At 68.3% G+C, this 24,784-nt stretch carries 24 protein-coding genes; 8 read left to right on the plus strand and 16 right to left on the minus strand.

What is annotated here, in order from left to right; translation table 11 throughout:
* Nucleotides 1-60 precede the first annotated feature (60 nt).
* On the plus strand, nucleotides 61-3,900 hold the full coding sequence (locus tag O9271_RS05995; RefSeq protein ID WP_298267120.1) for a PAS domain S-box protein: 3,840 nt from the start codon (nucleotides 61-63) through the stop codon (nucleotides 3,898-3,900).
* A gap of 23 nt (nucleotides 3,901-3,923) precedes the next feature.
* On the opposite strand, the gene O9271_RS06000 is transcribed toward O9271_RS05995, so the two are convergent.
* The gene (locus O9271_RS06000) at nucleotides 3,924-4,355 is read right to left on the minus strand and encodes a hypothetical protein (protein ID WP_298267122.1); all 432 of its coding nucleotides are present in this window, start codon (nucleotides 4,353-4,355) and stop codon (nucleotides 3,924-3,926) included.
* Between the two features lie 58 nt (nucleotides 4,356-4,413).
* Between O9271_RS06000 and O9271_RS06005 the strand changes: the two genes are divergently transcribed.
* The 3 genes from O9271_RS06005 to O9271_RS06015 are packed head-to-tail and all read left to right on the plus strand — an operon-like array spanning nucleotide 4,414 to nucleotide 6,841.
* Complete coding sequence (locus O9271_RS06005) at nucleotides 4,414-5,400, plus strand: DMT family transporter (protein WP_298267125.1); 987 nt, start codon at nucleotides 4,414-4,416, stop codon at nucleotides 5,398-5,400.
* Nucleotides 5,397-6,086, plus strand: a complete 690-nt coding sequence (locus O9271_RS06010; RefSeq protein ID WP_298267128.1) for a haloacid dehalogenase-like hydrolase — start codon at nucleotides 5,397-5,399, stop codon at nucleotides 6,084-6,086. The genes O9271_RS06005 and O9271_RS06010 overlap by 4 nt, the downstream gene beginning before the upstream one ends.
* Complete coding sequence (locus tag O9271_RS06015) at nucleotides 6,083-6,841, plus strand: hypothetical protein (RefSeq protein ID WP_298267130.1); 759 nt, start codon at nucleotides 6,083-6,085, stop codon at nucleotides 6,839-6,841. The genes O9271_RS06010 and O9271_RS06015 overlap by 4 nt, the downstream gene beginning before the upstream one ends.
* Nucleotides 6,842-6,882: 41 nt before the next feature.
* On the opposite strand, the gene O9271_RS06020 is transcribed toward O9271_RS06015, so the two are convergent.
* The 15 genes from O9271_RS06020 to ruvB form a co-directional block, all read right to left on the minus strand.
* Complete coding sequence (locus tag O9271_RS06020) at nucleotides 6,883-7,020, minus strand: FeoB-associated Cys-rich membrane protein (RefSeq protein WP_298267132.1); 138 nt, start codon at nucleotides 7,018-7,020, stop codon at nucleotides 6,883-6,885.
* A gap of 5 nt (nucleotides 7,021-7,025) precedes the next feature.
* Entirely contained in the window at nucleotides 7,026-9,239 is a 2,214-nt protein-coding gene (feoB, locus tag O9271_RS06025) for a ferrous iron transport protein B (RefSeq protein WP_298267134.1), read from the minus strand.
* A 55-nt stretch (nucleotides 9,240-9,294) separates the two neighbouring features.
* Nucleotides 9,295-9,579 (minus strand): FeoA family protein, encoded by a 285-nt coding sequence (locus O9271_RS06030; RefSeq protein WP_298267136.1) that lies wholly within the window; start codon nucleotides 9,577-9,579, stop codon nucleotides 9,295-9,297.
* A gap of 371 nt (nucleotides 9,580-9,950) precedes the next feature.
* Nucleotides 9,951-10,772, minus strand: a complete 822-nt coding sequence (locus O9271_RS06035; RefSeq protein ID WP_298267140.1) for a prolipoprotein diacylglyceryl transferase family protein — start codon at nucleotides 10,770-10,772, stop codon at nucleotides 9,951-9,953.
* Between the two features lie 12 nt (nucleotides 10,773-10,784).
* The gene (gene tsaD, locus O9271_RS06040; protein WP_298267143.1) at nucleotides 10,785-11,864 is read right to left on the minus strand and encodes a tRNA (adenosine(37)-N6)-threonylcarbamoyltransferase complex transferase subunit TsaD; all 1,080 of its coding nucleotides are present in this window, start codon (nucleotides 11,862-11,864) and stop codon (nucleotides 10,785-10,787) included.
* Nucleotides 11,865-11,878: 14 nt separating this feature from the next.
* Complete coding sequence (locus O9271_RS06045; protein ID WP_298267145.1) at nucleotides 11,879-12,430, minus strand: TlpA disulfide reductase family protein; 552 nt, start codon at nucleotides 12,428-12,430, stop codon at nucleotides 11,879-11,881.
* Entirely contained in the window at nucleotides 12,427-13,092 is a 666-nt protein-coding gene (gene rpe / locus O9271_RS06050; protein WP_298267147.1) for a ribulose-phosphate 3-epimerase, read from the minus strand. Before rpe ends, O9271_RS06045 begins: the two co-directional genes overlap by 4 nt.
* Nucleotides 13,089-13,604, minus strand: a complete 516-nt coding sequence (locus O9271_RS06055) for a PASTA domain-containing protein (protein WP_298267150.1) — start codon at nucleotides 13,602-13,604, stop codon at nucleotides 13,089-13,091. Before O9271_RS06055 ends, rpe begins: the two co-directional genes overlap by 4 nt.
* Nucleotides 13,604-14,944 carry a 16S rRNA (cytosine(967)-C(5))-methyltransferase RsmB gene (rsmB, locus tag O9271_RS06060; protein WP_298267153.1) on the minus strand — a complete coding sequence of 447 codons (1,341 nt, stop codon included), beginning with the start codon at nucleotides 14,942-14,944 and terminating at the stop codon, nucleotides 13,604-13,606. The genes O9271_RS06055 and rsmB overlap by 1 nt, the downstream gene beginning before the upstream one ends.
* Nucleotides 14,945-14,949: 5 nt before the next feature.
* Nucleotides 14,950-15,945 carry a methionyl-tRNA formyltransferase gene (fmt, locus tag O9271_RS06065; RefSeq protein ID WP_298267155.1) on the minus strand — a complete coding sequence of 332 codons (996 nt, stop codon included), beginning with the start codon at nucleotides 15,943-15,945 and terminating at the stop codon, nucleotides 14,950-14,952.
* Between the two features lie 15 nt (nucleotides 15,946-15,960).
* Nucleotides 15,961-16,521 (minus strand): peptide deformylase, encoded by a 561-nt coding sequence (gene def, locus O9271_RS06070; RefSeq protein WP_298267158.1) that lies wholly within the window; start codon nucleotides 16,519-16,521, stop codon nucleotides 15,961-15,963.
* Between the two features lie 60 nt (nucleotides 16,522-16,581).
* On the minus strand, nucleotides 16,582-16,932 hold the full coding sequence (gene yajC, locus O9271_RS06075) for a preprotein translocase subunit YajC (protein ID WP_298267160.1): 351 nt from the start codon (nucleotides 16,930-16,932) through the stop codon (nucleotides 16,582-16,584).
* Nucleotides 16,929-18,086 (minus strand): tRNA guanosine(34) transglycosylase Tgt, encoded by a 1,158-nt coding sequence (gene tgt / locus O9271_RS06080; protein WP_298267162.1) that lies wholly within the window; start codon nucleotides 18,084-18,086, stop codon nucleotides 16,929-16,931. Before tgt ends, yajC begins: the two co-directional genes overlap by 4 nt.
* Before the next feature lie 29 nt (nucleotides 18,087-18,115).
* Nucleotides 18,116-19,207 carry a tRNA preQ1(34) S-adenosylmethionine ribosyltransferase-isomerase QueA gene (gene queA, locus O9271_RS06085; protein ID WP_298267165.1) on the minus strand — a complete coding sequence of 364 codons (1,092 nt, stop codon included), beginning with the start codon at nucleotides 19,205-19,207 and terminating at the stop codon, nucleotides 18,116-18,118.
* Nucleotides 19,208-19,395: 188 nt separating this feature from the next.
* Entirely contained in the window at nucleotides 19,396-20,424 is a 1,029-nt protein-coding gene (gene ruvB / locus O9271_RS06090) for a Holliday junction branch migration DNA helicase RuvB (protein WP_298267167.1), read from the minus strand.
* Nucleotides 20,425-20,545: 121 nt separating this feature from the next.
* Here ruvB and O9271_RS06095 point away from each other — a divergent pair, with 121 nt between their 5' ends.
* Genes O9271_RS06095 through O9271_RS06110 form a run of 4 tightly spaced genes read left to right on the plus strand, consistent with a single transcriptional unit; the run spans nucleotide 20,546 to nucleotide 24,768 of the window.
* Entirely contained in the window at nucleotides 20,546-21,082 is a 537-nt protein-coding gene (locus tag O9271_RS06095) for a DUF3299 domain-containing protein (protein WP_298267169.1), read from the plus strand.
* A 12-nt stretch (nucleotides 21,083-21,094) separates the two neighbouring features.
* The gene (locus O9271_RS06100) at nucleotides 21,095-21,850 is read left to right on the plus strand and encodes an ABC transporter ATP-binding protein (RefSeq protein ID WP_298267172.1); all 756 of its coding nucleotides are present in this window, start codon (nucleotides 21,095-21,097) and stop codon (nucleotides 21,848-21,850) included.
* A complete protein-coding gene (locus tag O9271_RS06105; protein WP_298267174.1) occupies nucleotides 21,847-23,424 on the plus strand; it encodes an ABC transporter permease in 1,578 nt (525 codons plus the stop codon). The genes O9271_RS06100 and O9271_RS06105 overlap by 4 nt, the downstream gene beginning before the upstream one ends.
* A gap of 6 nt (nucleotides 23,425-23,430) precedes the next feature.
* Nucleotides 23,431-24,768 (plus strand): phospholipase D-like domain-containing protein, encoded by a 1,338-nt coding sequence (locus O9271_RS06110; RefSeq protein WP_298267177.1) that lies wholly within the window; start codon nucleotides 23,431-23,433, stop codon nucleotides 24,766-24,768.
* Nucleotides 24,769-24,784: the final 16 nt, after the last annotated feature.

Below are 24,784 nucleotides of genomic sequence, written 5' to 3' on the forward strand. Positions count from 1 at the left end.
GGTGGTCTCTGCCGCGACGACGTTTCGCGGCCATGGGGATCGTCGTCCTTTCGATAACCCATGCTCCGCGCCTCCACACCCGCCGCCACACCGGCGACACGACTCCTCCCCGCCATCCTCGACGCGATCGATCGCGCCGAGTCGACCGGGGCACGGGTCCAGATCGCGGCGAATGCCCTGTACGATCTGGGCTTCGATCGGGTGGTTATATCGCTGCGCGATGCGTCGCTCAACCCGACCGTGGTGGCCCATGCCGGCAGCCCCGATCTCACGTCACTGACGGGCTTCGGGCTCAAGCCCCTGCCAGGGGCTGTGTGGCGCCGGCGGCTCTCGCACCTGGAACGCTTCCGGGTGGGCGATCTGTACCTGCTCGATGGTAGCGATCCGTGGGTCGCGCGGGAGTTCTTCGGCACGGAGCCGACCCCGGCCGGCGACGGCGACGGGTGGCTGGCGACCGACCAGCTGGTGGCCGTCATGCGCGGGCCAAGGGGCGAAGTGGTCGGCACGATGAACCTGGCGGGTGCACGCGATGGTCGCCGTCCTGATGAACGGAAGCTGGGCGAGATCGAAGCCGTCGTGCGCCACCTGGCCGCCCGGGTTGCCTACGATGCGCTGGAAGCGCTGGCGCTCCAGCGGCACGAGCGCCTCACGCTGCTCCAGGAGGCCGGCGCGTCGCTCACGCGTTCGCTCGACGAGCAGGAGATCATGCGGGAGCTCGCCCGGCAGGTCCAGCGAGCCATTCGCTGTGACGGTATCGCCGTGCTCGTTCCCGATCTCCACAACGACATTCTCGCGACTGCTCTGCGGCTGGTCCGCGGCGTCGAACGACCGCGCGGCCCCGTGCGGCTGGGCGATGGGCTCGTGGCCGAAGTGGCGCGTACCGGCCGCCCCGTGCGCGTGGGGGACCGCGACGCGGACAAGGCGCGCGAAAAGGCCGGTATTGCGCCGCCGCTCTCGATGTACGATGTCGTTGGCGAATCGGGAGTGGCCAACAGCGTGGTGGCGGTCCCCATTCGCGTGGGAATCCGATTGCTCGGCGTGCTTGCCGTGCACTCCACCAGCCCCGACATCTACACGGCCGAAGACGAGGAGATGCTGGCCACCTTGGCCTCGCAGACCGCCACCGCCATTGCCAATGCGCGGCGGTATGCCGAGAGCGAGCGGGAACGCCGTACCACCGAGGCGCTGGCCGACGTGGCGCGCGCGGTCGGCGAGTCGCTGCGGCTTGGTGAGGTCCTACGCCTCATCCTGCGCCATGCCGTCTCGCTGCTGAATGTCGAGGGCGCGTGCATTGCGCTGCGCACGGGTGACTATCTCCACATCGTGGCCGCCATCGGCAGCGCTGATGTCCTGAGTGGCGTGCACCTGCCCGTCAACGCGAGCCTCATCGGTCGTTCGGTGCTGTCGAACGAACTCATTCTCATGAACGAGTTCGGGGGCGACCATCCGATGAACCGGCTGGTTCAGCATCTCATGCGCATTCAGCGCACGGTGATTGCGCCGTTCGTGACCGGACGCGGCACCATCGGCGCCATCGGCATCCTCAATCGCGAGCGCCCGTTTGACGCGGAAGACGCCAAGGTCCTGCAGCGACTGGCCGATCAGGTGTCGGTGGCCATCGTCAACGCGCGGCTGTTCGAGGAAATCGAACGCGCCACCCGCGAGTGGAAGGTGGCCTTCGACAGTACCGCCAACGGCATCGTGGTACTCGAGGAATCGCTCACGGTGAGCCGCTGCAACAGTCGCGCGGCAGACCTGTGCGGCTTCAGCATTCCCGGGCTCCTGGGCCGGCGCTTTCGCGAAGCCCTGGTGGGCAGCGGGGACTCCGAGGAAGGACGCCAGCTCGACGCCTTCATCGAGCGCGCGCTCACCGAGGGTATGCCGGTACGCGAAACGGTGCGCGACATGGCGACCGGCCGCCTCTTCTCCCTCCTCGCGGCCTCGCACCCGGACGGGGGGTGCATCATCACCTTCGACGACGTGACGGAGACGGCGCGTCTTGCCGAGCAGCACCGGAAGGTGCTCGACACGGTCTCCGACGCCATCATCATCACCGGGCTCGACGGGCGCATCACCTTTGCCAACCCGGCCGCGCACCGGCTGATGGGCTGCAGCAGTCTTGTGGGTGCGCTGGTGACCGACCTCGTCGTCCCCGCTGACGTGGCGGCGCTCGAGCGCGAAGAGCTGGCCACGCGGCGGGGCCAGGCGCGTCGCTACGAGTGTGAAGTGCAACGCGCCGACGGCACGACGCGCGCCGTACAGGTGAGCACTGCGCCCCTTTACGAGCTGAGCGAGGTCACCGGCACGGTATCATGTCTGCGAGACGTGACCGAGCAGCGCGCCGATGCGCTGGCGCGTCACCGCAGCGAGGAGTTGTACCGCCGCCTGGTCGACAACGCCATCGACGCCATCTTCACGGTGGCGCCGGACGGTACGTTCACCTCGGTGAATCCCGGGTTTCTCACCGAGGCCGGACTCCCCGCGAACAAGGTGCTCGGCGAGCATTTCCTGACGCTGGTCGATCCGGTGGATCGAGACTTCGCCGAGCGGGAGATGAGGGCTACGCTGGCCGGGGCGCGTCGCCGCCTCCAGCTGCGCTGCCTTGGGCACTCCGGCTCGCGTCTCACCCTCGTCACCACCGCCCCGCTTCTGGAAGACGGCGTCGTGGTTGGCGCGCTGGGGATCGTGCGCGATATCACGAACGATGAGATCCGGCACGAAGCCACGCTGCAGCAGGCCCGGCTGGCCGCCGTGGGACAATCGCTGGGACGCGTGGCCAACGAATTGAACAACCCGCTCGGTAGCCTGCTGGCCGTCGCCGAGCTCCAGCTGTCGTCTCTCTCGCTCGGGGCAGAGGACCGCCGCGCGGTCGAACAGATCGCGGAGGAGGCGCGCCGCGCCAGCCGCATCGTGGGGCAGCTGCTCGATACCACGGGCGAGGCGCCGCAGCACGGCGCCACCCGCGCGCCGGTGGACGTGAACGCCGTGCTGCGTCGCGCGCTCGACCACCACGGCTACACGCTGCGCGCCATCAATACGACGGTGCACACGGCGCTGGCACCCGGGCTCCGCCTCGTAAGCGGCGATGCGCTGCAGCTGCAGCAGGTCTTCTCGAATCTGCTGGCCAACGCGGAGCAGGCACTCAGCGAGCATCGCGGCACGCGTGAGGTGCGGGTCACGTCGGCCATGCACGGCGACGAGGTCCGGGTGACCATCGAGGACACCGGTCCCGGCATTCTCCCGACGCACGTGGAGCGGGTGCTGGAACCCATGTTCACGACCCGCGGGGCGCGCGGGCATCGTGGGATGGGGCTAACCATCACCCACGCCATCGTGCATGACCATGGTGGACAGGTTCACGTCCACTCCACGCCGGGCCAGGGGGCGCGGTTCACACTCACCTTCCCGTCGCTGGCGGAAGGCACTTCGCTGACACCGCCGCCAGCAGGTCGTACTCCTGTTGGCGCTGCCGCGATTTCCGCGTCGCCGGACGGCACGCTGCCGGCCAGCGATGCCCCGGCTCCCGCTGCGGCCTCGATCCTGCTGATCGAGGACGAGCCGACACTCCGGGCCGCGATCAGCCGGTTCCTGCGCAGCCAGCACTACGACGTGCAGGTGGCCGACAGTGGCCGTGCGGCGCTGGACCTGGTGAGCGCCGGGCGCTTCGATCTCATCCTGCTCGATCTCCGCATGCAGGGGATGTCGGGCGAGGATGTCTACGACGCCATACGGGCCGCGCACCCGGAGCAGGCGCAGCGCGTGGTATTCATGACTGGCGATCTACACAGCGCGGCGGCCTCGCGCTTCATCCGCGCCACCGGACGCCCCGTGCTGGCCAAGCCATTCACGCTGGCCGAGTTGGCCACCCGCCTCGAACAGCTCCTGGAAATCCGGCGCTGAGCCTGCGTAGGTCCCGGCGTGGCTTACGACACGATGCCGGGGTGCGGGGTGGGGAGCGACGGCGCCTGTGCCCCATGCACGGTGAGCGTACAGGTGGCCGTGTGCTGCGAACCGATGTTGATGATCATGCGATACTCCCCCGCCACATCGAGTGGGAGGTCGAGCTGCACGATGACCGGCATATCGAGCTCACTCGAACCGGGCGGTGCACCGCCAATCTCGAGTTCTGCCTGCGAGCTCCAGAGCTCATTCCCTTTGGGATTCATCCAGCGGAGCACGAGCGGGTACACACCGGCATCCTGCGCCGTGGCCTTGAGGCGCAGGACGAACGAGGTGCGCGGGTGCAGGGCCGGGAGTTGCCCGACCTGAACGGCGTCGAAGATCCCCAGGATATTCAGCTTCCCTTCCTGGGAAATGTTCGCCGCATCGGCGAAGAGCGCGAAGGAAACATGCATGTCGCAAGATAACGTGACCGCGCTACCCGGTGTGGGGCCGAGTCATCTACATTGCGGCATGTCGTCGCTGTCTCCCGTGCGCGCACGCGCCACCACTCCCGCGTCTGCCGCCGAAGCGGCCAGTACGGCCGCCCCACAGGGGTTCGGGGCGACCGACGCCGGGTTGGTACTCATGGCGACGATCTGGGGGGTCAACTACAGCGTCGTGAAGGCGGGACTGCAGGCCATGACCCCACTGTCGTTCACCGGGGTGCGCATGGTGTTTGCCTCGGTGGTGCTCTTCGGCATTGCCTCGTTCGTGCGTGCCGAGTGGCCCAACCGGCGCGACATCGTGCGCCTGCTCCTCCTCGGCCTGCTGGGAAACGGCTTCTACCAGCTGCTGTTCATCTCGGGGATGGCCCGCACGCGTGCCGGCGTGGCGGCACTCATCGTCGCGGCGGGGCCGGCATGGATCGCCATTCTGTCGCGGTTGCTCGGACGCGAGCGCGTGTCCCGTCTCGGGTGGGCCGGCATCGGGCTCCAGCTCATCGGTGTCCTGTGCGTGGTAGGCAGCACGCAGAAATTCGACGGCGGGAGCGACGGCCTGCTCGGCGCCGTCCTCATTGCGACCGGCAGCATCGCGTGGGCGTTGTACAGCATCCTGCTGCAGCCGTACACGCAGCGCAGCAATGGCTTGCATCTGTCGGCACTCACCTTGGCCAGCGGGGCGGCCATGATGGGGGTGATCGGCATCCCCGACATGCTCCGGCTCGACTGGGGTGCCGTTGGGCTCACGGGGTGGGGCGCTGTCGCGTACTCCGCCTTGCTGGCCATGGTGGTCGCGTACCTGCTTTTCTACCGCGGCGTACGCATCCTCGGTCCGACCAAGACGGCCATGTACGGCAATCTCCAGCCCATCATCGCCATTGCCGTCGCGTGGATTCTCCTGCACGAAACCCCCACCGGATGGCAGCTGTTGGGGGCCGCCTGCATCATGGGCGGGCTGCTGGTGTCACGAACGGCCAAGGTGCGTCCGGCACCGGAAGCCCTGGAGGAAGCCGCGTGAAGCTGGTGCTCTTCGACATCGATGGCACGTTGCTGCGCACGGACGGCGCGGGGCGGCGCGCCATGGAGTACGCCTTGCACCGCGTCTTCGGTGTTCGCGGTGATCCCGCGTACCACTACGACGGCAAGACCGACCGGCAGATCACCCGCGAGCAGATGCGGTGGGCCGGAGTCCCCGATGCCGATATCGACCGGCGCATGGACGACGTGTTCGCGTGCTACACCGAACGACTCGCCGCCGAGTTGGCGGACGGCGCCGAGCAGGCCATCGTGTTGCCGGGGGTCGAGCCGTTGCTGGCGCGACTGGCTGAGGAAGCGCCGGTCACGCTGGGGCTGTTGACCGGCAATATCGAAGCCGGGGCTCGGCAGAAGCTCAAGGCCGTGAATCTCGCGTGGGAGCAGTTTCTGGCGAACGCCTTCGGCAGCGATCATGAGCAGCGCCCTATGTTGCCCGCCGTGGCGCAACGTCGCGCGGAGGCGTTGCTTGGGCGGCAGGTCCCAGGTGAACGCATGGTCATCATCGGCGACACGCCCGCGGACATTCACTGCGGGCGCGCACTCAACGTACGCGCCATTGGTGTGGCCACCGGGCGCTACACGGTGCCTGAGCTGGCCTCGCACGCGCCCACCGCGGTGTTCGCCACGCTGGACGAGACCGAGGCCGTGGTCGAGGCCATCCTGGCATGACGTCAGCCCCCAGCCCGCTTCCGGTGCACGTCGTGGGCATCGTGCGCGGTCGGGAAATCAATGCGATGTGCACCATCGCGCTCGATCATGACGCCGTGGTGCTGGAATGGCCGCAGGCGGCGGCGTGGCGCCTCGCGCTGGACGGCATCGAGGGGCTCGGCATGGGTGCGCAGGGGCTGACGGTGTATCTCCGCGATCACGACGTGCTGGAGTTGACGGGTGACGACGCGCTGCGGCCTTTCGCGCTGGCGGTCATGGATCGCGTCTGCCTCATGCCCGAACTCACGCGGGGACTGCGGCACTTCGGCGCCGCACCGCGCCCTGCCGACCGGGGCGCGGGGGGCACCACCACGACCGATCGCGATGTGCTGCAGGCGGCCCACGATGCGTGGTTCGGTCCGCTCCTGGCGGCACGACGCGCCGTGCATGGCGTGAGCGATCCGGTCCGTCAGGTCACGCTCATGGATGCCGCGGCGCTCACGGAGGCCATGACGGCAGCGTCCGCGCAAATCGCGCAGCTGCTGGCACCTGCGGATGCCGCGGAACGGCGCGCCACCGAGGCCGCCATCGAGGATGAGGCGCGGGCACTCTTCACCGCCCTCGAGCGACTGCGTGTCACCGGTGACCTCGTGCGCCACGGGGCAACGGACACCCGCTTCGCCGACTGGCGCCGATGGGTGTCGGCGGTGCAGGGAGTCTTCGCGTCGGCCGACGAGGCGTGGACGATGGTCGCGGAGATCGTGCGGGAGCACTGAGTGCGGCGTGCTACCCGGCGGCGCCGCTCAGTCGGCGCCGCTCAGTGGCCGCAGCCGCAGTCGGACCCGCACCCGTTCTTCGGCCGGCGCGCCGCCGCCGTGGCGCGCCAGACCATGCGCCCCACGTAGATCAGCGCACTGGCCACAATGAGCCATACCGCCACGCGCTCGGACGTCATCGTCGTCAGCCTCCGAACCCCAGCGCTCGTCCACCGGCGTACACGACCCACGCGGCACCGTACGCCAGGACGAGCATGTACGCGAACTGAATCGATGCCCACTTCCATCCCAGTGCGCCGCCGCCGGCTTCGCGCACCGTGACGGCGACGGTACTGATGCACATGAGCGCGAACACGTAGAAGACCATCAGGCCGATCGCCACCAGCGGGGTGTACACGCGCGCGCCGGTTGTCGGATTCGTTTCGGTCTGCAGCTTTTCGGTCAGCGCGGCTTCGTTCTCCCCGCCCACCCCGTAGATCGTCCCCATCGTGGACACGAACACCTCGCGGGCAGCGAAGCTGGCGGCGATGCTCACGCCGATCTTCCAATCGTACCCCAGCGGGCGCACCATGGGTTCGATGGCGTGCCCGATCTGCCCCAGCACCGATCCCTCCAGCTGCCGTTCCTGCCGGGCGCCTTCGGGGAGCGACGGATCCACGATGGTGCGCGGATACGTGGCCATGGCCCAGAGCACGATGCTGAGCGCCAGAATGACGGTGCCCGCACGGCGCAGGAACAGCTGACAGCGCTGGGCCACGCTGACCAGCAGCGACCAGGCACTGGGCAGTCGATACGGGGGCAGCTCGAGAATCATGGGTCGCACCGGCCCCTTGAGCAGCGTCCGCTTGAAGATCGCCGCCACCACGAGAGCGGCGACGGTTCCGAGCAGATACATGCCCAGCATCGTGGCGCCCTGCAGCGTCAGCCCCGGCAGCAGTGAGGTCGCCGGCACGAAGGCGCCGATCAGCAGCGTGTACACCGGCAGACGCGCCGAGCAGCTCATGAGTGGCACCACCATGATGGTGGCGAGGCGATCCTTGGGGTCCTCGATGGTCCGCGTCGCCATGACGCCGGGCACGGCGCAGGCGTAGCCCGACAGCATGGGAATGAAGCTCTTGCCGTGCAGCCCGACCGTACGCATGACGCGATCCATGAGGAACGCCGCGCGCGCCATGTACCCGGAGTGTTCGAGCAGGGTGATGAATGCGAAGAGGATGGCGATCTGCGGGAGGAACACGAGGACCGAGCCCACGCCGCCGAAAACGCCGTCCACCACCAGCGACTTGAGGTCGCCGTCGGCCATCCGATCACCCACGGCGCCGCCCATGGCCCCGATGAGTACCTCGATGCCATCCATGAGCGGTGCCGCCCACGAGAACACCGACTGGAAGACGATGGCCATGAGCAGGAGAAAGATCAGCGGGCCCAGCACCCGATGCAGCACGACGCGATCGATGCGATCGCTGAGGTTCTGCTTGATCGAGCGCGGCCGTGACACGGTGCGCTCCACCACGTCGGCAATCCAGGCGTAGCGCAGCTCGCTCTCCAGGCGATTGGGCTGGAACCCCCGATGCCTGAGGGTGGCGATGGCGTCCTGCACTTCGGCCTGGAGGCGGGGCACGGTGGCCAGATGCGCTTCGGACTTCTGGACGCTCAGCAAGCGCAGCGCTTCCATCCCTGCCGCGCTGCGGGTGAGTCCGGCGTCGGTAAGGCAGGTCGTGAGCGGCTCGAGGGCATCGCGCACGTCCGGTGGAAGCGTGAAGCGGCGCTGTGGTGGCGGGAGGGTGGCCGCGGTGAGGAGCGCCCGTTTGAGGGGATCCAATCCTTCACCACGCTTGGCCACCGTGGGTACGATGGGCACGCCCAGGGCGTGAATCAGCTCGGGGACGTCAATGGCGATCCCTTCGTCTTCCGCCACGTCGTACTGATTGAGGGCGACGACGACCGGAATGCCCAACTCGAGCACCTGGCTCGTGAGGAACAGATTGCGCTCGAGGTGCACGGCGTCCACGACCACCAGCACGACATCCGGAGTCCAGCGGTCGCTGTCGCGGTGGAGCAGGACTTCGAGCGCCACCTGTTCGTCGGGGGAGCCGGCGGAGAGCGAGTAGCTGCCGGGCAGGTCGAGAACGGTGAACCGGTGGCCGTCAGGGCCCTTGACGCTCCCTTCGACCCGCTCGACGGTAACCCCGGCGAAGTTGCCGACGCGCTGCCGAAGCCCGGTGAGCGCGTTGAAGAGTGTGGTCTTGCCGGTGTTCGGATTGCCGATGATGGCAACCCGCAGAGGAGCGTCACGGTGCTCGCGCGAGGCCTCGCTGAGACCCGCCCGCCCGCTCTCGGGCGCCTGATCGGCTGGAGCGGGCGGCATCATCGTTGTTACGGGGGGACGGGCGGTCATCGCGTTCAGCTCGAAGCAGCGGCGAAGTGCGCCCGCCGGTGCCGGTTGCGCGGGCTCAGGCTCGCGCGGCGACCGGCTGCACGGTGATCCCCGCCGTGAGCGCCGACCCCAGAGCGAGCCGGGTCCCGCGCACTTCGAGGAGCATGGCGTCGCGCGCGTCGATGATGTTGACGGCGGTCCCTTCGCAGAAGCCGAGCGCACGCAGGCGGCACGCTTCGTCGCCGGAGCACTCGATATCCACCACGGTGGCGCGGGTTCCGGCGCGACAGGCGCTCAGCGCGCAGGTGGTGCGCGGCGCACTGTCAGCAGGCTGGAGCGTAGGAAGGGAGGCCGAGCGCACGGGAGTAGATGAGAATTGTTCTCAACAGGTGTATTGGAGTATACACGACTCGGCGTTCTCGGCGCAATGGGGAATAGGGGCGTCGGGATTGGGGAGGGTGGGGTGCGGTCGTGATCGTCGCGAGGTTCCGCTGGCCTCTCTCTCTACTGCAGACGGCAGACGGCAGGAACCACAGACGGCAGACGGGAGGCATGCGGAAGAACAACCCGGGGCTGGCGCTGCGCGCCGCCCCGATACGACACCCCAAAGGAAATCGGGCGCGCCGCAAAGCGGCCGCGCCCGTGTTGTTCTCCCACATTCCTCCCGTACTGCGAGCTGTCGTTCCTGCCGTCTGCCGTCTGCCGTTGCACCAGCTCGCCGCCGGCACCGTCCTACGCTGCCGCCACCGGTCTCCGCCGCGATACCAGCAACCCCACGCCGATCGAGAAGATCGTGATGGCGATGATCTGCGCGGTGGTGAGCCCCACGGTCAACGCGTCGTCCTTGGCGCGGAAGAACTCCACGATGAAGCGCTCGATCCCCGCCACCACGCAGTAGAGACCAAAGAGCCACCCCTCGCGGTTCGTGTGCGCGCGGAACCGCCACAAGACCATGAACATGATGAATCCCATCAGCGTCTCGTAGAGCTGCGTGGGATGCACCGCCACCACATCGGCGGGGTTCGTTCCGGCGGGGAAGCTCACGCCGAACTGCGAACTCATCACGCTCACCGTACTCGGCGGCGCCCCCTCGGGGAACTGCGTCGCCAGGAAGCCGTTCCACGGCCGTCCGTAGTCGTCGCCCACCGCCCAGCACCCGGTGCGCCCCACCGCATAGCCGGCGGCAATGGCTATTCCCGCCACATCGGCGATGCGCAGGAAGTTGAGCTTCTTGTAGCGGATGACCGCCCAGCAGAGCGCGACCGACCCCATGAAGCCGCCCCAGAACACGAAGCCCCCGCGACTGAAGAAGGCCCCGGGGTCGCCGGTGAGCACCACATAGTACGTCTTCGCGCCGATCAGCGTCCCCAGCAGCGCGGCGAGTACGATGTCGGGAATGGCGTCGGCCTCCACGTCATGCCCGCGACGCCACAGCTCCCGCTGGCAGATGATCTGCGACACGGCGAACGCCGCCAGCACCGCGAGGCCGAAGCCGGTGACCTCGAGCGGGCCGAGCTGGAAGTTCGCGGGGTGGTGTACAATGGGAGAAAGCATGCTCAAAAGTACTCAGTCGGTGACGGCATGCCGGTCGGCGACCAGCCCCGGAAGGGGCAGCGAGGCCACGGCGGTGAAGGTCGGGTCGCCCCGTTCGCCCTGCGACGCCCGAAAGAGCCCCGCTGCGGCAATCATGGCGGCATTGTCGGTGGCGAGTCGCGGAGAGGGCGCGAACACCTCGCCGCCACGACCGGCGAACCGCTCGCGCATGGCCTGCTGCAGCGCGCTGTTGCAGGCCACGCCGCCTCCCAAGACCACGCGGCCACGCCGGTGGGCCTTGGCGGCGCGGTAGGTCTTCTCCACGAGCGTGTCGATCACGGCGTCCTGAAACCCGCGCGCGATGCCCGCCCGGTCCTGCTCCAGCGTACCGGCCTGCTCGGACTTGCGCACGGCGTGCAGGACCGCCGTCTTGAGGCCGCTGAACGAGCAGTCGTAGTAGTCTTCGTCGGTCACGACCGCGCGCCGACGCAGCATGGGGCGCGCGAAATGGTGCGCGTGACCGTGCTCAGGGCTTGGTGCAGTGGCCGCCAGCTGTTCGATGGGACGCCCGCCGGGGTAGGGTAGCCCCAGCAGCTTGGCCACCTTGTCGAATGCCTCGCCGGCGGCGTCGTCGCGCGTCTGCCCCAGCAGCGTGTAGCGCCCCCATGCGGGCACGTCGAGCAGCAGGGTGTGTCCGCCGCTCACCAGCAGCGCGGTAAAGGGCGGCGCCGCCTGCTCGTGTTCGAGCAGCGTGGCAAAGAGATGCCCCTCGAGGTGATGCACGGGCACCACCGGCACGTCGTGCGCATAGGCGAACGCCTTGGCGTAGCTCGTGCCCACCAGCAGCGCGCCCACGAGTCCCGGGGCGTACGTCACCGCGATGGCATCGAGGTCGCCGGCCACTACGCCGGCGTCATGCAGCGCCGCGTCCACCGCCGGCACGATGCCGGTGAGGTGCTGGCGACTGGCAATCTCCGGCACCACGCCGCCGAACAGGCGGTGCACGTCCTGCGACAGAATGACCAGCGACTCGATCGACATTGCCGAGGGCGTGCCGCTCACCACGGCCGCCGACGTTTCGTCGCAGGAGGTCTCGATGCCGAGGACGCGCACGCGTGCCGTGCGCGTTACGACTTGGGCTGCGCGAGCAACTGCTCGAGCAGGCGGCGGTTGCCGTCGGACGCCCAATCGTCGGCGCCGATCCATTTCTTGCGAATCACGCCGTCGCGGTCGAGGACGAATGTTTCCGGGACACCGGTCGTGCGATAGATACCTTGAATGCTGCCGGCCGCATCGTGCAGCACCTCGAAGGTGAGTCCATACTCCTTGACGAACTCGCGGATCTTCTCTTCCTCACCGGCGTTGTCCACGCTCACGGCGACCATCTTGAGCCCCTTGGGGCCGAGCTCCTTGAACAGCTTCTCCATGCTCGGCATCTCGGTGCGGCAGGGAATGCACCAGGTGGCCCAGATGTTGAGCACTACGACCTCGCCACGATAGTCGCTGAGCGACTTCATGCGCGGTGGTGTGTCGAGCGTGGCGGCCGCGAACCCGGGAGCATCGCTCCCCATGGTGATACTCGTGAGTTCGTCCTCGAGGAAGTGCGAGGCGGCGAAGGCACCGCCACCCAGCAGCGCCACGATACCCAGCACGACCAGCCACTGCTGCTTCGCCGTCATACGTGTTCCGAGCAGAGGTTGCGCAGCATGGCGATTTCCTGCTGCGGATGCGCGGCGCCGAAGATGGCGTTGCCGGCCACGAAGGTGTCGGCGCCGGCCCGCCAGCACCGCTGAATGGTGTCGCGCGAAATGCCCCCATCCACTTCCAGCACGGCGCGGCTCTGTGCCTGGTCGAGCAGGAAACGCGCGCGTTCGATCTTGTCCACCGAGTAGTCGATGAACTTCTGCCCGCCGTAGCCCGGGTTCACGCTCATGATGAGTACGAGGTCGAGCAGGTGCACCACCTCCTCGATGGCGCTGAGCGGCGTGCCGGGGTTGAGCGCCACCCCCGCCTTCGCGCCCAGTTCCTTGATGCGCATGATCTGGCGGTCGAGATGCGGCGCGGCTTCGGCGTGAATGGTGAGTACGTCGGCGCCGGCCTTCACGTAATCGTCGAAGTAGTTCTGTGGCTCGAGCACCATGAGGTGCACGTCCACCACCTTGCTGGTGCTCTTCTTCACCGCGTCGATGACTTTCACGCCGAACGACAGGTTGGGCACGAAGCGGCCGTCCATGACGTCCACGTGAATCCAATCGGCGCCGCCGGCGTCACACATGGCGATTTCTTCGCCGAGCTTGCGGAAGTCGGCGCTGAGGACGGACGGGGCGATGCGAACGCTCATGAGGAAGAATGCGAAAGAGAAGACGGTGCCGGTACCGCAAGGGTGTCCGGATCGGTGCCGCGCCCGTCGCTCAGGATGAGCGTGACCGGCGATTCAGGAGCCAGCTGGGCGCCGGCCGCCGGGACTGAGGCCAGCACGGTGCCGGCAGGGCGGGTGGAGGCGCGGAATTCGATTTCCCCCACCACGAGCCCGGCGTCGAGCAGCGCATTTCGTGCGGCACCTTCCTCGAGCCCCTCGAGTGCGGGCACCGCCACGAGTTCCGCAGGCGCCACCACAGGCGCTGCCGGGGGGGCAGCCGATGTGCTCGGGGCAGCCCCGGATGCGCCGCCGCGCGCCGCCGGCACATTCCCGCGCGCAATGCTGTCGAGCATCACGGCCAGCGAATCCACCCCGGTGCCGCGCCCGGGCTCCAGCCGGTTGACCGTCAACACGCCGGCGCCGGCGCCCAGCGCGCCGCCAAGCAGGAGGGCCACGACGGCGCGTTTTCCCCAGCGCTTCAGCGTGGCGTTCATCAGGCCGCCCTGCGCAGTCGCGCGGCAAAGGCCCCATCAAATCCGTGGCGATGCGGCAGGACGCGCAGCAGTCCGCCGTCGAGCAGGGCGTCCGGCACGGTGCCCGGGGATGGGGGTTCGACGGAGTACTCCGGATGATCGGCCAGAAAAGTGGCCACCTGGTCGTCGTTCTCCTCGAGCTCGAGCGAGCAGGTGCTGTACACCAGCAGCCCGCCGGGCTTCACCACGGTGGCCGCCGCCCGCAGGATGCGCTTCTGCAGCGCCCCCAGCACGGCGAAGTCGCTCACGCGCAGGCGCCACCGCGCATCGGGGTGCCGCCGAAAGGTGCCGGTGCCGGTGCAGGGCACATCTACCAGCACCGCATCCACTGGCGCGATTGCCGGTTGCGTTGCGTCGGCGATCACGACCTGCAGGCGATTGGCGTCGAGCCGGCCGAAACCCTGAAGCATGCGATCGACACGGGCGCCCTGCCGGTCGGCCGCAATCACCAGGGCCGCGCGTCGCGACAGCTCGAGCGCCTTGCTGCCGGGCGCCGCGCACAGGTCGGCCACCACGCTGCCAACGTCCACATGGGCATACTGCACCACCAGCGTCGCCGCCGGGTCCTGCACGTAGCAGTTCCCCTGCTTGAAGGCGCCCAGTTCGGTGAGCGCCACCGCGCCGGCCAGGCGCACCGAATCGGGGACGCCGGGGACCTCGTGGGTCTCCACGCCGGCGCCATCCAGCATGGCCACGAGCTGCGGTCGATCGATCCCATACGGGCGCAGCACGATACCGCCCGGCGTGTTGTTGGCGCTCAGCAGCCGGGCGGTGTCTTCCAGCCCCCACCGTTCAGCCCAGCGCTGCACCACCCAGCGCGGGTGCGAATACTGCTGCGCGAGCGCGTCGAGGGGGTCGGCCGGCGCCACCGGCTGGACGTGGGCCCGCTCCCGATCGATGCGGCGCAGCACGGCATTGGCCAGCGTGCTGGCGCCGATGCCGTGACGCTGCTTGGTGAGCTGCACCGTCTGCCCGATGGCGGCATACGGCGGCACGCTGTCCATGTGCAGCAGCTGATACGTGCCGAGGCGCAGCAGGTCGGCCACATCGGCGTCGAGTTTGGCGATGCCCCCCCGCACGCGGTCGGCGAGGATGGCATCGAGTCGCGCGCGCGTGCGCAGCATCCCCCAGACGAGCTCCTGCACCCAGCGGCGGTCGCGCGCGTCGAGCAGCGCCGTGCGGCGTTCGAAGCTGCCGTCGAGCAGCTGCCCGCTACGCAGGTCGGTCAGTACGAGTGCCGCCGCGGTGCGCGATTCGGTGACCTCGGGGCCCTTGTGTGTGCCCTGATAGGGGCGCTTCACGGTACTCACGACGCCGAGCCGTGGGCGTGGTCGCTGCTCGGCACGGCAAAGGCGTCACCCACCTGCACGCCCCGTCCGCGGGCCCAGGCGGCGGCCGTCATGCGCGGCTTGCCGCTGGGCTGGACGTCCATGAGGCGAATGGCGCCGCGACCGCATCGCACGAGCAGCCCGCCATCATCGGCGCTGCGCACCGTGCCGGGCGGACTGGCGCGGGTCGGCTCGTCGAGCGACGCGTCGGTGCCGTCCTCGTGAATCCGCGCGCCGAAGCACTTCACCTCCGCGCCGCGCAGCATGGCGAACGCGCCGGGGCGCGGATCGAAGGCGCGCACGACCCGCGACACCACAGTGGCGTCGGCGGAAAAGTCGAGACGCGCCATGGACCGCTCGATCTTGGGGGCGTAGGTGGAGAGCGCGTCGTCCTGTGGCACGGCGCGCGATACCCCCGCCTCGATGAGCGTGAGCGCCTGCACGATGGCCAGCGCGCCCATCTCCGCCAGCTGGTCGTGCAACTCACCGTAGGTGGTCTCCGCCCCAATGGGAGTGCGCAGGACATGCAGCATGTCTCCCGCGTCGAGCGCCGGTACCATCTGCATGATGGTGACCCCCGTTTCGGCCATCCCCTGCAGCAGGCTGGCCTGAATGGGCGCGGCGCCGCGCAGGGTCGGCAGCAGCGACGCATGAATGTTGAGCGTGCCGTGCGGGGGCAGGTCGATCACGGCCTTGGGGAGAATGTGGCCGTAGGCCACCACCACCGAGATGTCGGGGGCCAGGTCGCGCACCTGCTGCAGGAACTCGTCGCCGCGCGGCTTGAGCGGCTGCAGCACTGGCAGCGATTCCTCGAGCGCGACGACCTTGACCGGTGACGGATCGAGCTGGGTGCGCGAGCGGCCCCGCGGCTTGTCGGGCTGCGTGACGACGCCCACGACATCGTGCCCTTCACCCAGCAGGGCGCGCAACGGTGGCACGGCGAAGTCGGGCGTGCCCCAGAACAGAATTCTCACGGGGCGCCGAGTCCGTTACGCGCTCGCGCCGTCCTTCTCCGGCGGCAGATCGCCGACGGGAAGCACGCGGACGTTCTTCGGATACTTGGCCTTCTCGTACTCCCACTCCTTGAGCGCCGACCGCTTCTTGAGCAGGCTCAGGCGGTCGGTGAACATGCGGCCGTGCAGATGATCGATCTCATGCTGCAGGCATCGCCCCAGCAGCCCCGAGGCGAGTTCCACCTCGTACCAGGCGCCGTCGATGTCCTGCGCGCGCACCGTCACCCGCGCGTGGCGGTCCACATCGGCGTAGATCTCCGGCATGGAGAGGCACCCCTCTTCACCCCGGATCACCCCGCCTTCCGTGTGTACGATTTCGGGGTTGATGACCACGAGTCGCGCATCGTCGGCATCCACCACGCACAGCCGCTCGCTGCGCCCGACCTGCGGTGCTGCGAGCCCCACCCCCTTCGCGACTTCCATGGTTTCGAACATGTCGTCGACCAGGCGGCGCAGCGCCGGGGTGATCTGCGTGACCACCTGGGTCTCCTGCCGGAGAATGGGGGAGCCGAGGACGTGGATATCGAGCAGGGACACGGGACGGTCGGGCGGGAAGTGCGGAAGAAGGAGCGTGAGGTCGCGCGGATGAGGCCGGACTCAGGCCGCGGGCGTGCTGCCAGCCACGGCGGCGATGCGGCCGCGCTCGACCACCAGCTTGCTCTCCCCCGACTTGATCGTGATGCGATCGGCGAGGGTGGCCGTGCCGTCCTTCCCCTGAGAGGCGATGTGCAGCACCTCACCGACGATGCCGCCGGCCGTCACGATCTCGTCGCCCTTCTTGAGCGTCTTCACGCGCTCTTCGTGCTGCTTGCGCTGCTTCTGCTGCGGCCGGATGAGCACGAAATAGAAGATCGCGAAGATCGCGCCGTACATGAAAATCATCTGCGGCACGGCGGCGCCGGGGGCGGCCTGCAGCAGGGCGAAGCTGGCAATGACGGAAGCGCTCATGACGTGGTCTTGCTTGAGTGGTAATGGGCGAGCCAATCACGGCTCCAGCCTGCGAACGTGCCGGCCTGAACGGCGGCGCGGGCATCGCGCATCAACGCGACAAGGAAATGTACATTGTGGAGGCTCAGGAGGCGGAGTCCGAGGATTTCCTCCGCCACGAACAGGTGTCGGATGTACGCCTTGGAAAAGCGGGTGCAGGCGGCGCAGGTGCACCCGTCCTCGAGCGGTGCCGGGTCGAGCCGCCACTGGGCGTTCTTGATGTTCTTTCGCCCGGTGCGCGTGAAGAAGGCCCCGGTCCGTCCCATGCGGGTGGGGGCGACACAGTCGAACAGGTCGATGCCACGGGCAACGCCCTCCACCAGATCTTCCGGGAATCCCACCCCCATGAGGTAGCGTGGCCGGTTCGCGGGGAGCTCCCCGTTCACCACATCGAGCATGGCGTACATGTCGGGTTTGGCTTCCCCCACCGACAACCCGCCCACGCCATACCCCACCCAATCGCCACCGTTCATGATGGACCGCGCCGAGTCCCGGCGGAGGTCCGCATGAATGCCCCCCTGTACAATGGGGAAGAGGGCCTGCACCGGGGTGGGGGCCAGCGTGTCGTCTGCCTGCAACCGCTCGAAGGCCACCCGGCACCGCTCGAGCCAGCGCACACTGCGCTCCATGGCCACCTTCGCCAGCTCGTGGGGCGACTGCCCGGGCACGACATGGTCGAATTGCATGATCACGTCGGCGCCCAGATTGCGCTCGATCTGCATGACCGACTCGGGAGTGAACTGCTGCAGTGACCCGTCGAGGTGGCTGCGGAACGCCACGCCCTCCTCGGCGATCGTGCGCAACCCCTCGAGGGAGAACACCTGAAAGCCGCCGCTGTCGGTCAGGATGGGGCCATCCCACTGCATGAACCGGTGCAGCCCGCCCATGGTGCGGATCATCTCGTCGCCGGGGCGCAGGCGGAGATGGTAGGCGTTGGCGAGGATCATGGTGGCGCCAAGCCGCGTGAGATCCTCCGGGTCGAGCGCCTTCACGCTGGCAAGGGTGCCGACCGGCATGAACTGCGGCGTGGCCACCGTGCCGTGGGGCGTGGTGAACACGCCGGCGCGGGCATGGCCGTCGGTGTGGGTCGTCTGGAATTGAAACGGGCTGGTCACCGCTGAAAAATAGCGGAACCGGCGTCAGGTCACACGATCGCCATCGCGTCGCCGTACGAGTAGAAGCGGTAGTGCTCGGCCACCGCGGTCCGGTACGCGTGCATGGTGCGCTCATAGCCGGCAAAGGCGGCCACCAGCATGATGAGCGTGGACTTCGGCAAGTGGAAGTTCGTGATGAGATGATCGACACCACGGAACTGGTACGGCGGCCGCAGGAAGATGTCCGTGTTCCCCTGGAACGGCTGCACGATACCGTGCGCGTCCGTGGCCGTTTCGAGCGTGCGGACCCCGGTGGTGCCGACCACCCAGATCTTGTTGCCGCGGGCGCGCACGGCATTGAGCCGGTCCGCCGCCTCACGGCTCACCTGGCACCACTCCTCATGCATCACATGCCGCGAGGGGTCATCATCACTCACGGGCCGGAAGGTGCCGGCGCCTACGTGCAGCAGCACATGCACGCGTTCCACGCCCTTGGCGTCGAGTCGGGCGAGGACATCGTCGGTGAAGTGCAGGCCGGCCGTGGGCGCGGCCACCGACCCTGCCTGCTGGGCATAGACGGTCTGGTAGCGGCTCGCGTCGCCCGCTTCGTCGGCCCGCTCGATGTAGGGCGGGAGCGGCACGTGACCGTGCGCTTCCACCGCGTCCATGGGGTTGCCCGTGGTGTGCAGCTTCACGATGCGCGTGCGGCGCGGCGTCGTGTCCACGATCTCCACCGTGAAGCCATCGGCGATCGTGACCGTCCGGCCCGGGCGCAGCTTGCCGCCCGGGTGGATCATCGCCTCGAAGTGCAGGCCGTCGGCCGTGCCCTCGGCGGGGCGCAGCAGCAGGATCTCCGCCGGACCACCGCTTTCCCGATGCCCCAGTAGCCGTGCCCGGAACACCTTGGTGGTGTTCAGCACCAGCGCGTCTCCGTCCGGAATCAGCTCGAGGACGTCGCGAAAGGTGCGATGCGCCAGCGACCCGTCGCGACGGTCGAGCACGAGGAGCCGACTGGCGTCGCGCGGCTCGACGGGCCGTTGCGCGATGTGCGTGTCGGGCAACTCGTAATCGTAGTCGGACGTGCGGGCACCGGTGGGAGCCGCCGGTTCCGCAGGGGCCGCAGGTTCGGACGAAACGGTCATAAGGGAGCGAAAGACAATCGAAACTGGTCCCGGGCGCAACGGCTCACGGTACATTGGTCCCGCCGGAGTGCGGGCTGGTCCCAGATCACGATGATGAACCCATAGGATCTCACACGAATTGCCGCCGCAGACCGGACCGGGGGTGCAACAACGCGTGAGCCACGCGTTTTGGTCCGGCGCCGGGCGGGCTAGAACAGCCCGTGCTGCTCCGCCGCACCGGTTGGTGGCGTGAATCCCAGGTGACGATAGGCGTGCGCCGTGGCGATGCGTCCGCGCGGCGTGCGCTGCAGGAAGCCGTGCTGCACGAGGAACGGCTCGTACACGTCCTCGATGGTGCCGGCATCCTCGCCAATGGCGGCGGCAATGGTGCCCAACCCCACGGGTCCGCCGTCGAACTTCTCGATGATGGCGCGCAGCAGCCGCGTGTCCATGTCATCGAGCCCGAAGTGATCGACATCGAGCAGCGCCAGCGCCGCCTGCGCCACCTCGACGGTGATGCGCCCGTTGGCACGAACCTGTGCGTAGTCGCGCACCCGCCGCAGCAGGCGGTTGGCCACGCGCGGCGTGCCACGCGAGCGCTTGGCGATTTCGTGGGCGCCGGCGGCGTCCATGTCCACGCGTAGCACCTCACCCGTGCGGCGGACGATGATTTCGAGTTCCTCTACCGGGTAGAACGCCAGCTGGTGCACGAGACCGAATCGCGCCCGCATGGGCGCCGTCAGCATCCCCAGGCGCGTGGTGGCGCCAACGAGCGTGAACTTCTGAATGTCGATCTGCACCGTCTGCGCGTTGGGACCGTCGGAGAGCCGCACGTCGATCTTGTTGTCCTCCATGGCCGGATAGAGGAATTCCTCAATCACGGGGCGCAGGCGGTGAATCTCGTCAATGAAAAGCACATCGCCGGCGCGCAGGTTGGTGAGCGGACCCACCAGATCCTTGGGCTTCTCGAGCGCCGGCCCCGAGGTCGTCGTGAGGTTCACCCCCAACTCGCGCGCCATCAGATCGGCGAGCGTCGTCTTGCCAAGTCCAGGCGGCCCGAAGAACAGGATGTGGTCGAGCGGCTCCCGGCGCGCCCGGGCCGCCTCGATCGCGATGGCCAGACTCTCCTTCACCTTTTTCTGGCCGATGAACTCCGCCAGCCGTTGCGGCCGGAGCGACAGTTCGACGAGCCCTTCTTCGGACAGGGCTTCCGGCGTGGTGATTTCGGCGCGCGACATGGCCGCAAATATACCGAAAGGGGACGGTGCGAGGGCAGCGGGTCGGCGGGGGGGACAGCCCGGGCAACATTCCGCCCTCATTCGCGTACATTGAGGTAACCGTTTTGCCTCCGAGACTTACATGACGCGTCGCACCAATTCGTTGCTCTCCGTGGCTGGTCTGGCTGCCCTGGTGGTGGTGGGATCGGCGTTCACTCGCCCGGGCGTACCGCCGGTCGCCAAGCGCGTGGCCATTACGACGCCGGCGCGCCCCACCGATACGCCATCCCCGGTCGGTGCCACGCAACAGCCGGTGAACATCGACTGGCGCGTGCTCGCCGGCCTCGACTACACCAACGGCAAGGCCACGGACACGCTCCGGAAGCTCGAGGGGAAGCAGGTGCGCATCCCGGGGTTTGTGGTGCCTCTCGACGACTTCCAGGAAGAGGGGGCCGAGTTCCTGCTGGTGCCATACTACGGGGCCTGCGTCCACACGCCGCCGCCGCCGCCCAACCAGATCGTCATGGTGGAGATGAGCGGGAAGAAGGCCGTCAAGCTCAATCTCTTCGATGCCGTGTGGATGTCGGGCACGCTCAAGATCGCTTCGGTCGAAAGTCCGTACGGCACCGTGGGCTACACGCTGGAAGGGATGAAGGTCGAGCCGTACTCCGCCAAGTAGGCCGGCACCCGCATGACCACTCCGACGTCGTCGGTGCTGGCCGTCGAACTGTCGAAGCTCCGATTCGCCTATCGCGCGGGCCAGGCGGTGCTGGCGATCGATCATCTGTCGATCGCGCGCGGTGAAACGGTGTTCCTGCACGGGCCGAGCGGCAGTGGCAAGACCACGCTGCTCGGCCTTCTTGCCGGCGTGTTGCGCGCGAATGCTGGCGAGGTGCGGGTGCTGGGGCAGGACTTCAGCCGCATGTCCAACGGCGAGCGCGATGCCTTCCGCGCCCGCCATCTCGGATACGTGTTCCAGATGTTCAACCTCATCCCGTACCTGTCGGTGCGGGAGAACATCCTGCTGCCCATTCGTCTCGAGTCGGCGCGGCGCGCACGACTGGGGGCGCAGACGTTCGACGCGGCGGTGCGCGACGTGGCGTCGCAACTCGACATTGCGCGGTTTCTCGACACGCCCATTGGCGAGCTGAGCGTGGGGCAGCAGCAGCGCGTGGCCGCGGCGCGCGCACTCATCGGCAGCCCCGAGGTGGTCATCGCCGACGAGCCCACCAGCGCCCTCGATACCGACCGTCGCGAGCAGTTCCTCGAACTGCTCTTCCGCTCCTGCGAGAAGGCGCAGGCCACCCTGGTGTTCGTGAGCCACGATCACACGCTCATGCCGCTCTTCTCGCGCATCGTGGAACTGGGCGAGATCAATACCGCGGCGACGAACGGGCGCAGCACCACGGCCGCGTGCCGCTCGCCACAGGCGGACCCGCGCCCATGATGCTCATTCTGCGTCTTGCCCTGGCATCGCTGCGCAGCCGCAAGCTCACCACCGCGCTGACCGTTGCCAGCATTGCTCTTTCGGTCACGCTGCTGGTGGGAATCGAAACCGTGCGTGCCGGTGTTCGGGACAGTTTCGCCGGCACCATTCGCGGCGTCGATCTCATCGTGGGCGCGCGCGGCGGTTCGCTGCAGGTACTCCTGAGCACGGTCTTCGGCATCGGCAACCCGGCCGGCAGCGTCCAGCTGCGCACGATGCAGCGCTGGCAGCAGCACCCGGCCGTGAAGTGGGTGGTGCCCTACTCCCTCGGCGACAGCCATCGCGGCTTCCGCGTCGTGGGGACCAGCACCGAGTTCTACGAGCGCTACCGGTTCCGCAACAACGGGCGCATCACCTTCGCCGCCGGTCGCGCCGCGCAGGCCGACACCGAAGTCGTCATTGGCAGTGAAGTGGCCGCACGGCTCCAGTACGCCGTGGGGACGCCGGTCGTGGTGACGCACGGCCTGCGCGACATTGGCACCAGCAACCACGACGCGCACCCGTTCCGTGTCGTGGGGGTGCTGGCGCGCACCTTCACGCCCATCGACCGCTCCGTGTATGTCACGCTCGAAGGAATCGAGGCGATGCACGAGGAGAGCGAAGGCCCGGCGGCCGCCGCCGCGGTGCAACCGACAGGGGGGAGGAGGGCGGGAACGGAGAATCGCGATCGCGCGATCGTCGAGGCCAACAAGCAGCGTGCGGCGAGCATACCGAAGGCGCCACCGGCAGGCGTGCCCATGGCCATGCCTGGCGCCGAACCGCCTCCCGGGACGCCCATGGTCATGCCCGGAGCAGAACCGCCCCCCGGGACGCCCCTGGTCATGCCGGGAGCGGAACCCCCGCCCGGTACGCCCGCGGCCATGCCTGGGGCCGAGCCCCCCCCGCCTCCCGCCGCACCGAAGGTGCGCGTCACGCCCGCGCCATCGACCGCCGCCGAGCGCGCCGGCGATCAGGCCGAAGACGCGGAACATGATCACGGCGACTATCAGATCACGGCGTTTTTCGTGGGGACCAAGAATCGCTTCGAAGCGCTCATGCTGCAGCGCGAGATGAACACGGATCTGGTGGAGCCCCTCACCGCCATCATCCCCGGCGTGGCACTGGGCGAACTGTGGCAGAACATCGGCAGTGCCGAAGTGGGACTGCGGGTAATCGCGATGTTCGCCGTGGCCATCAGCATCACCGGCATGCTCGTGGCGCTCTACTCGTCGCTCGAGGCACGTCGGCGCGAGATGGCCATTCTTCGCGCCGTCGGCGCGGGACCGCGAACCATTCTTGCACTGCTCGTGCTCGAAAGCACGCTGCTCGCTTTCCTCGGATGCGTCATCGGCGTGGCCCTCGTGTACGGTGGGCTGGCCGCCACGCAGACGCAAATCGAACAGCGCTTCGGCATCCACCTCGCTCTTCGTGCCCTCGGTGACACCGAGTACAGCTATCTCGCGATGGTGATGATCAGCGGCATGCTGATCGGCTTCGTGCCGGCCTGGAAGGCCTACCGGACGAGTCTGGTGGACGGGCTGTCACCGCGCGCTTAGCCGCGCATGTGGAAGCGGCTGGCACCCCGAACGCGACGGCAGCAGCAGGTGGTACGCCTGCTCGCCGTCGCGTTCTTTTTCGTGCCGCTCGTGTTCGCGCTCGCGCAAACGTGGCATCGCTTCGCCGACACCTTCGGCACCACCGACATTCGCGTGCTGCGGCCGATCGGCCTCGACAGCGTACCCGCCGTGGACTCGCCACGCTTCCGCACGGCGCTCGCCGCGTTCACGCAGACAACCATGGAGCCCGGCCATCATGTCGACCTGCTGGTGGACGGCCCGGCGACCATGGCGCGTCTCGATGAGGACCTGCGCGCGGCGACCCAGTCCATTGCGGTCCAGAACTACTACTGCGAACCCGGTGAGGTCACGGAGTGGCTCAAGACCCGGCTTGCCGAACGGGCCCGTGCCGGAGTCGCCGTGTACTTCCTGCGCGATGGGTTCGGCTGCAATGCCCTCACCAGCGGGTGGATGGACAGTCTGCGCGCAGCGGGCGCCGCCGTCGCCACGCTGCGCCCCGTGCGCTGGTGGGCCATGCACGAGTCCATGCATCGGTCACACGTGCGCATCGTGGCGATCGACGGACGCGTAGGCTACGTGGGCGGTTTCGGCTTTGCCGACAAGTGGATCTCCCGCAACGGTGAACCGTCGTGGCGGGAGACCGCCGTCCGCTTCACGGGGCCGGCGGTGTCACAGCTGGTCGGGGCATTCGCCATCGGCTGGGCCAATGCCACCGGTGATCTGCTCACCGGGGAGTTTCCTGCCGATGCGCCGGCTGACGCCGTGGACTCGGGCGCGGTAGCTGGAGTCATGTTCACACAGCGGGCGTTCGGTACATCCGTGCCGGAGCGCTTCCTGGCCCTCGCGCTCGCCGGGGCGCGCCGCCGCGTGTACATCACCAACTCCTATTTCGTGCCCAACCGCGGCCTGCGGGGGTGGCTCGTCGCCGCGGCGCGGCGCGGTGTGGATGTGCGCGTGCTCGTACCCAGCCGGAAGACCGATATTCCGTTCTCCCATTGGGCCGCGCGCAGCACCTATTCCGAACTGCTCGCCGGCGGCGTGCGCATCTACGAGTATCGCCCGGCCATGATGCATGCGAAGACGATCCTGATCGACGAGAGCTTCGTGTCGGTGGGGAGCCTCAACCTCGACAACCTGTCGCTGCGCATCAATGACGAGGCCGTGCTGCAGGTGCAGGACCACGCGCTGGCCGACGACATGGCCGACCAGTTCACGCGTGATCTGGCGCAATCGGTTGAGGTCACGCCCACGCTGCTGTCGAGTCGCGGACTCTTTGAACGTGGCATGACGCTGCTGGCCCGGCTCATGCGCAATCTCATGTAGACGGCGCACGCTTGGT

The sequence above is a fragment of the Gemmatimonas sp. genome, assembly GCF_027531815.1.
GTDB lineage: Bacteria > Gemmatimonadota > Gemmatimonadetes > Gemmatimonadales > Gemmatimonadaceae > Gemmatimonas.

Excerpts from the sequence above, each read along its gene's own strand:
- O9271_RS06015 (WP_298267130.1), top strand. The coding sequence starts at position 6,083 with ATGACGTCAGCCCCCAGCCCGCTTCCGGTGCACGTCGTGGGCATCGTG.
- O9271_RS05995 (WP_298267120.1), top strand. The coding sequence starts at position 61 with ATGCTCCGCGCCTCCACACCCGCCGCCACACCGGCGACACGACTCCTC.
- O9271_RS06100 (WP_298267172.1), top strand. The coding sequence starts at position 21,095 with ATGACCACTCCGACGTCGTCGGTGCTGGCCGTCGAACTGTCGAAGCTC.
- rpe (WP_298267147.1), bottom strand. The coding sequence starts at position 13,092 with ATGAGCGTTCGCATCGCCCCGTCCGTCCTCAGCGCCGACTTCCGCAAG.
- ruvB (WP_298267167.1), bottom strand. The coding sequence starts at position 20,424 with ATGTCGCGCGCCGAAATCACCACGCCGGAAGCCCTGTCCGAAGAAGGG.
- O9271_RS06000 (WP_298267122.1), bottom strand. The coding sequence starts at position 4,355 with ATGCATGTTTCCTTCGCGCTCTTCGCCGATGCGGCGAACATTTCCCAG.
- yajC (WP_298267160.1), bottom strand. The coding sequence starts at position 16,932 with ATGAGCGCTTCCGTCATTGCCAGCTTCGCCCTGCTGCAGGCCGCCCCC.
- O9271_RS06105 (WP_298267174.1), top strand. The coding sequence starts at position 21,847 with ATGATGCTCATTCTGCGTCTTGCCCTGGCATCGCTGCGCAGCCGCAAG.
- O9271_RS06020 (WP_298267132.1), bottom strand. The coding sequence starts at position 7,020 with ATGACGTCCGAGCGCGTGGCGGTATGGCTCATTGTGGCCAGTGCGCTG.
- O9271_RS06045 (WP_298267145.1), bottom strand. The coding sequence starts at position 12,430 with ATGACGGCGAAGCAGCAGTGGCTGGTCGTGCTGGGTATCGTGGCGCTG.
- O9271_RS06055 (WP_298267150.1), bottom strand. The coding sequence starts at position 13,604 with ATGAACGCCACGCTGAAGCGCTGGGGAAAACGCGCCGTCGTGGCCCTC.
- O9271_RS06095 (WP_298267169.1), top strand. The coding sequence starts at position 20,546 with ATGACGCGTCGCACCAATTCGTTGCTCTCCGTGGCTGGTCTGGCTGCC.
- O9271_RS06110 (WP_298267177.1), top strand. The coding sequence starts at position 23,431 with ATGTGGAAGCGGCTGGCACCCCGAACGCGACGGCAGCAGCAGGTGGTA.
- O9271_RS06035 (WP_298267140.1), bottom strand. The coding sequence starts at position 10,772 with ATGCTTTCTCCCATTGTACACCACCCCGCGAACTTCCAGCTCGGCCCG.
- queA (WP_298267165.1), bottom strand. The coding sequence starts at position 19,207 with ATGACCGTTTCGTCCGAACCTGCGGCCCCTGCGGAACCGGCGGCTCCC.
- feoB (WP_298267134.1), bottom strand. The coding sequence starts at position 9,239 with ATGACCGCCCGTCCCCCCGTAACAACGATGATGCCGCCCGCTCCAGCC.
- O9271_RS06005 (WP_298267125.1), top strand. The coding sequence starts at position 4,414 with ATGTCGTCGCTGTCTCCCGTGCGCGCACGCGCCACCACTCCCGCGTCT.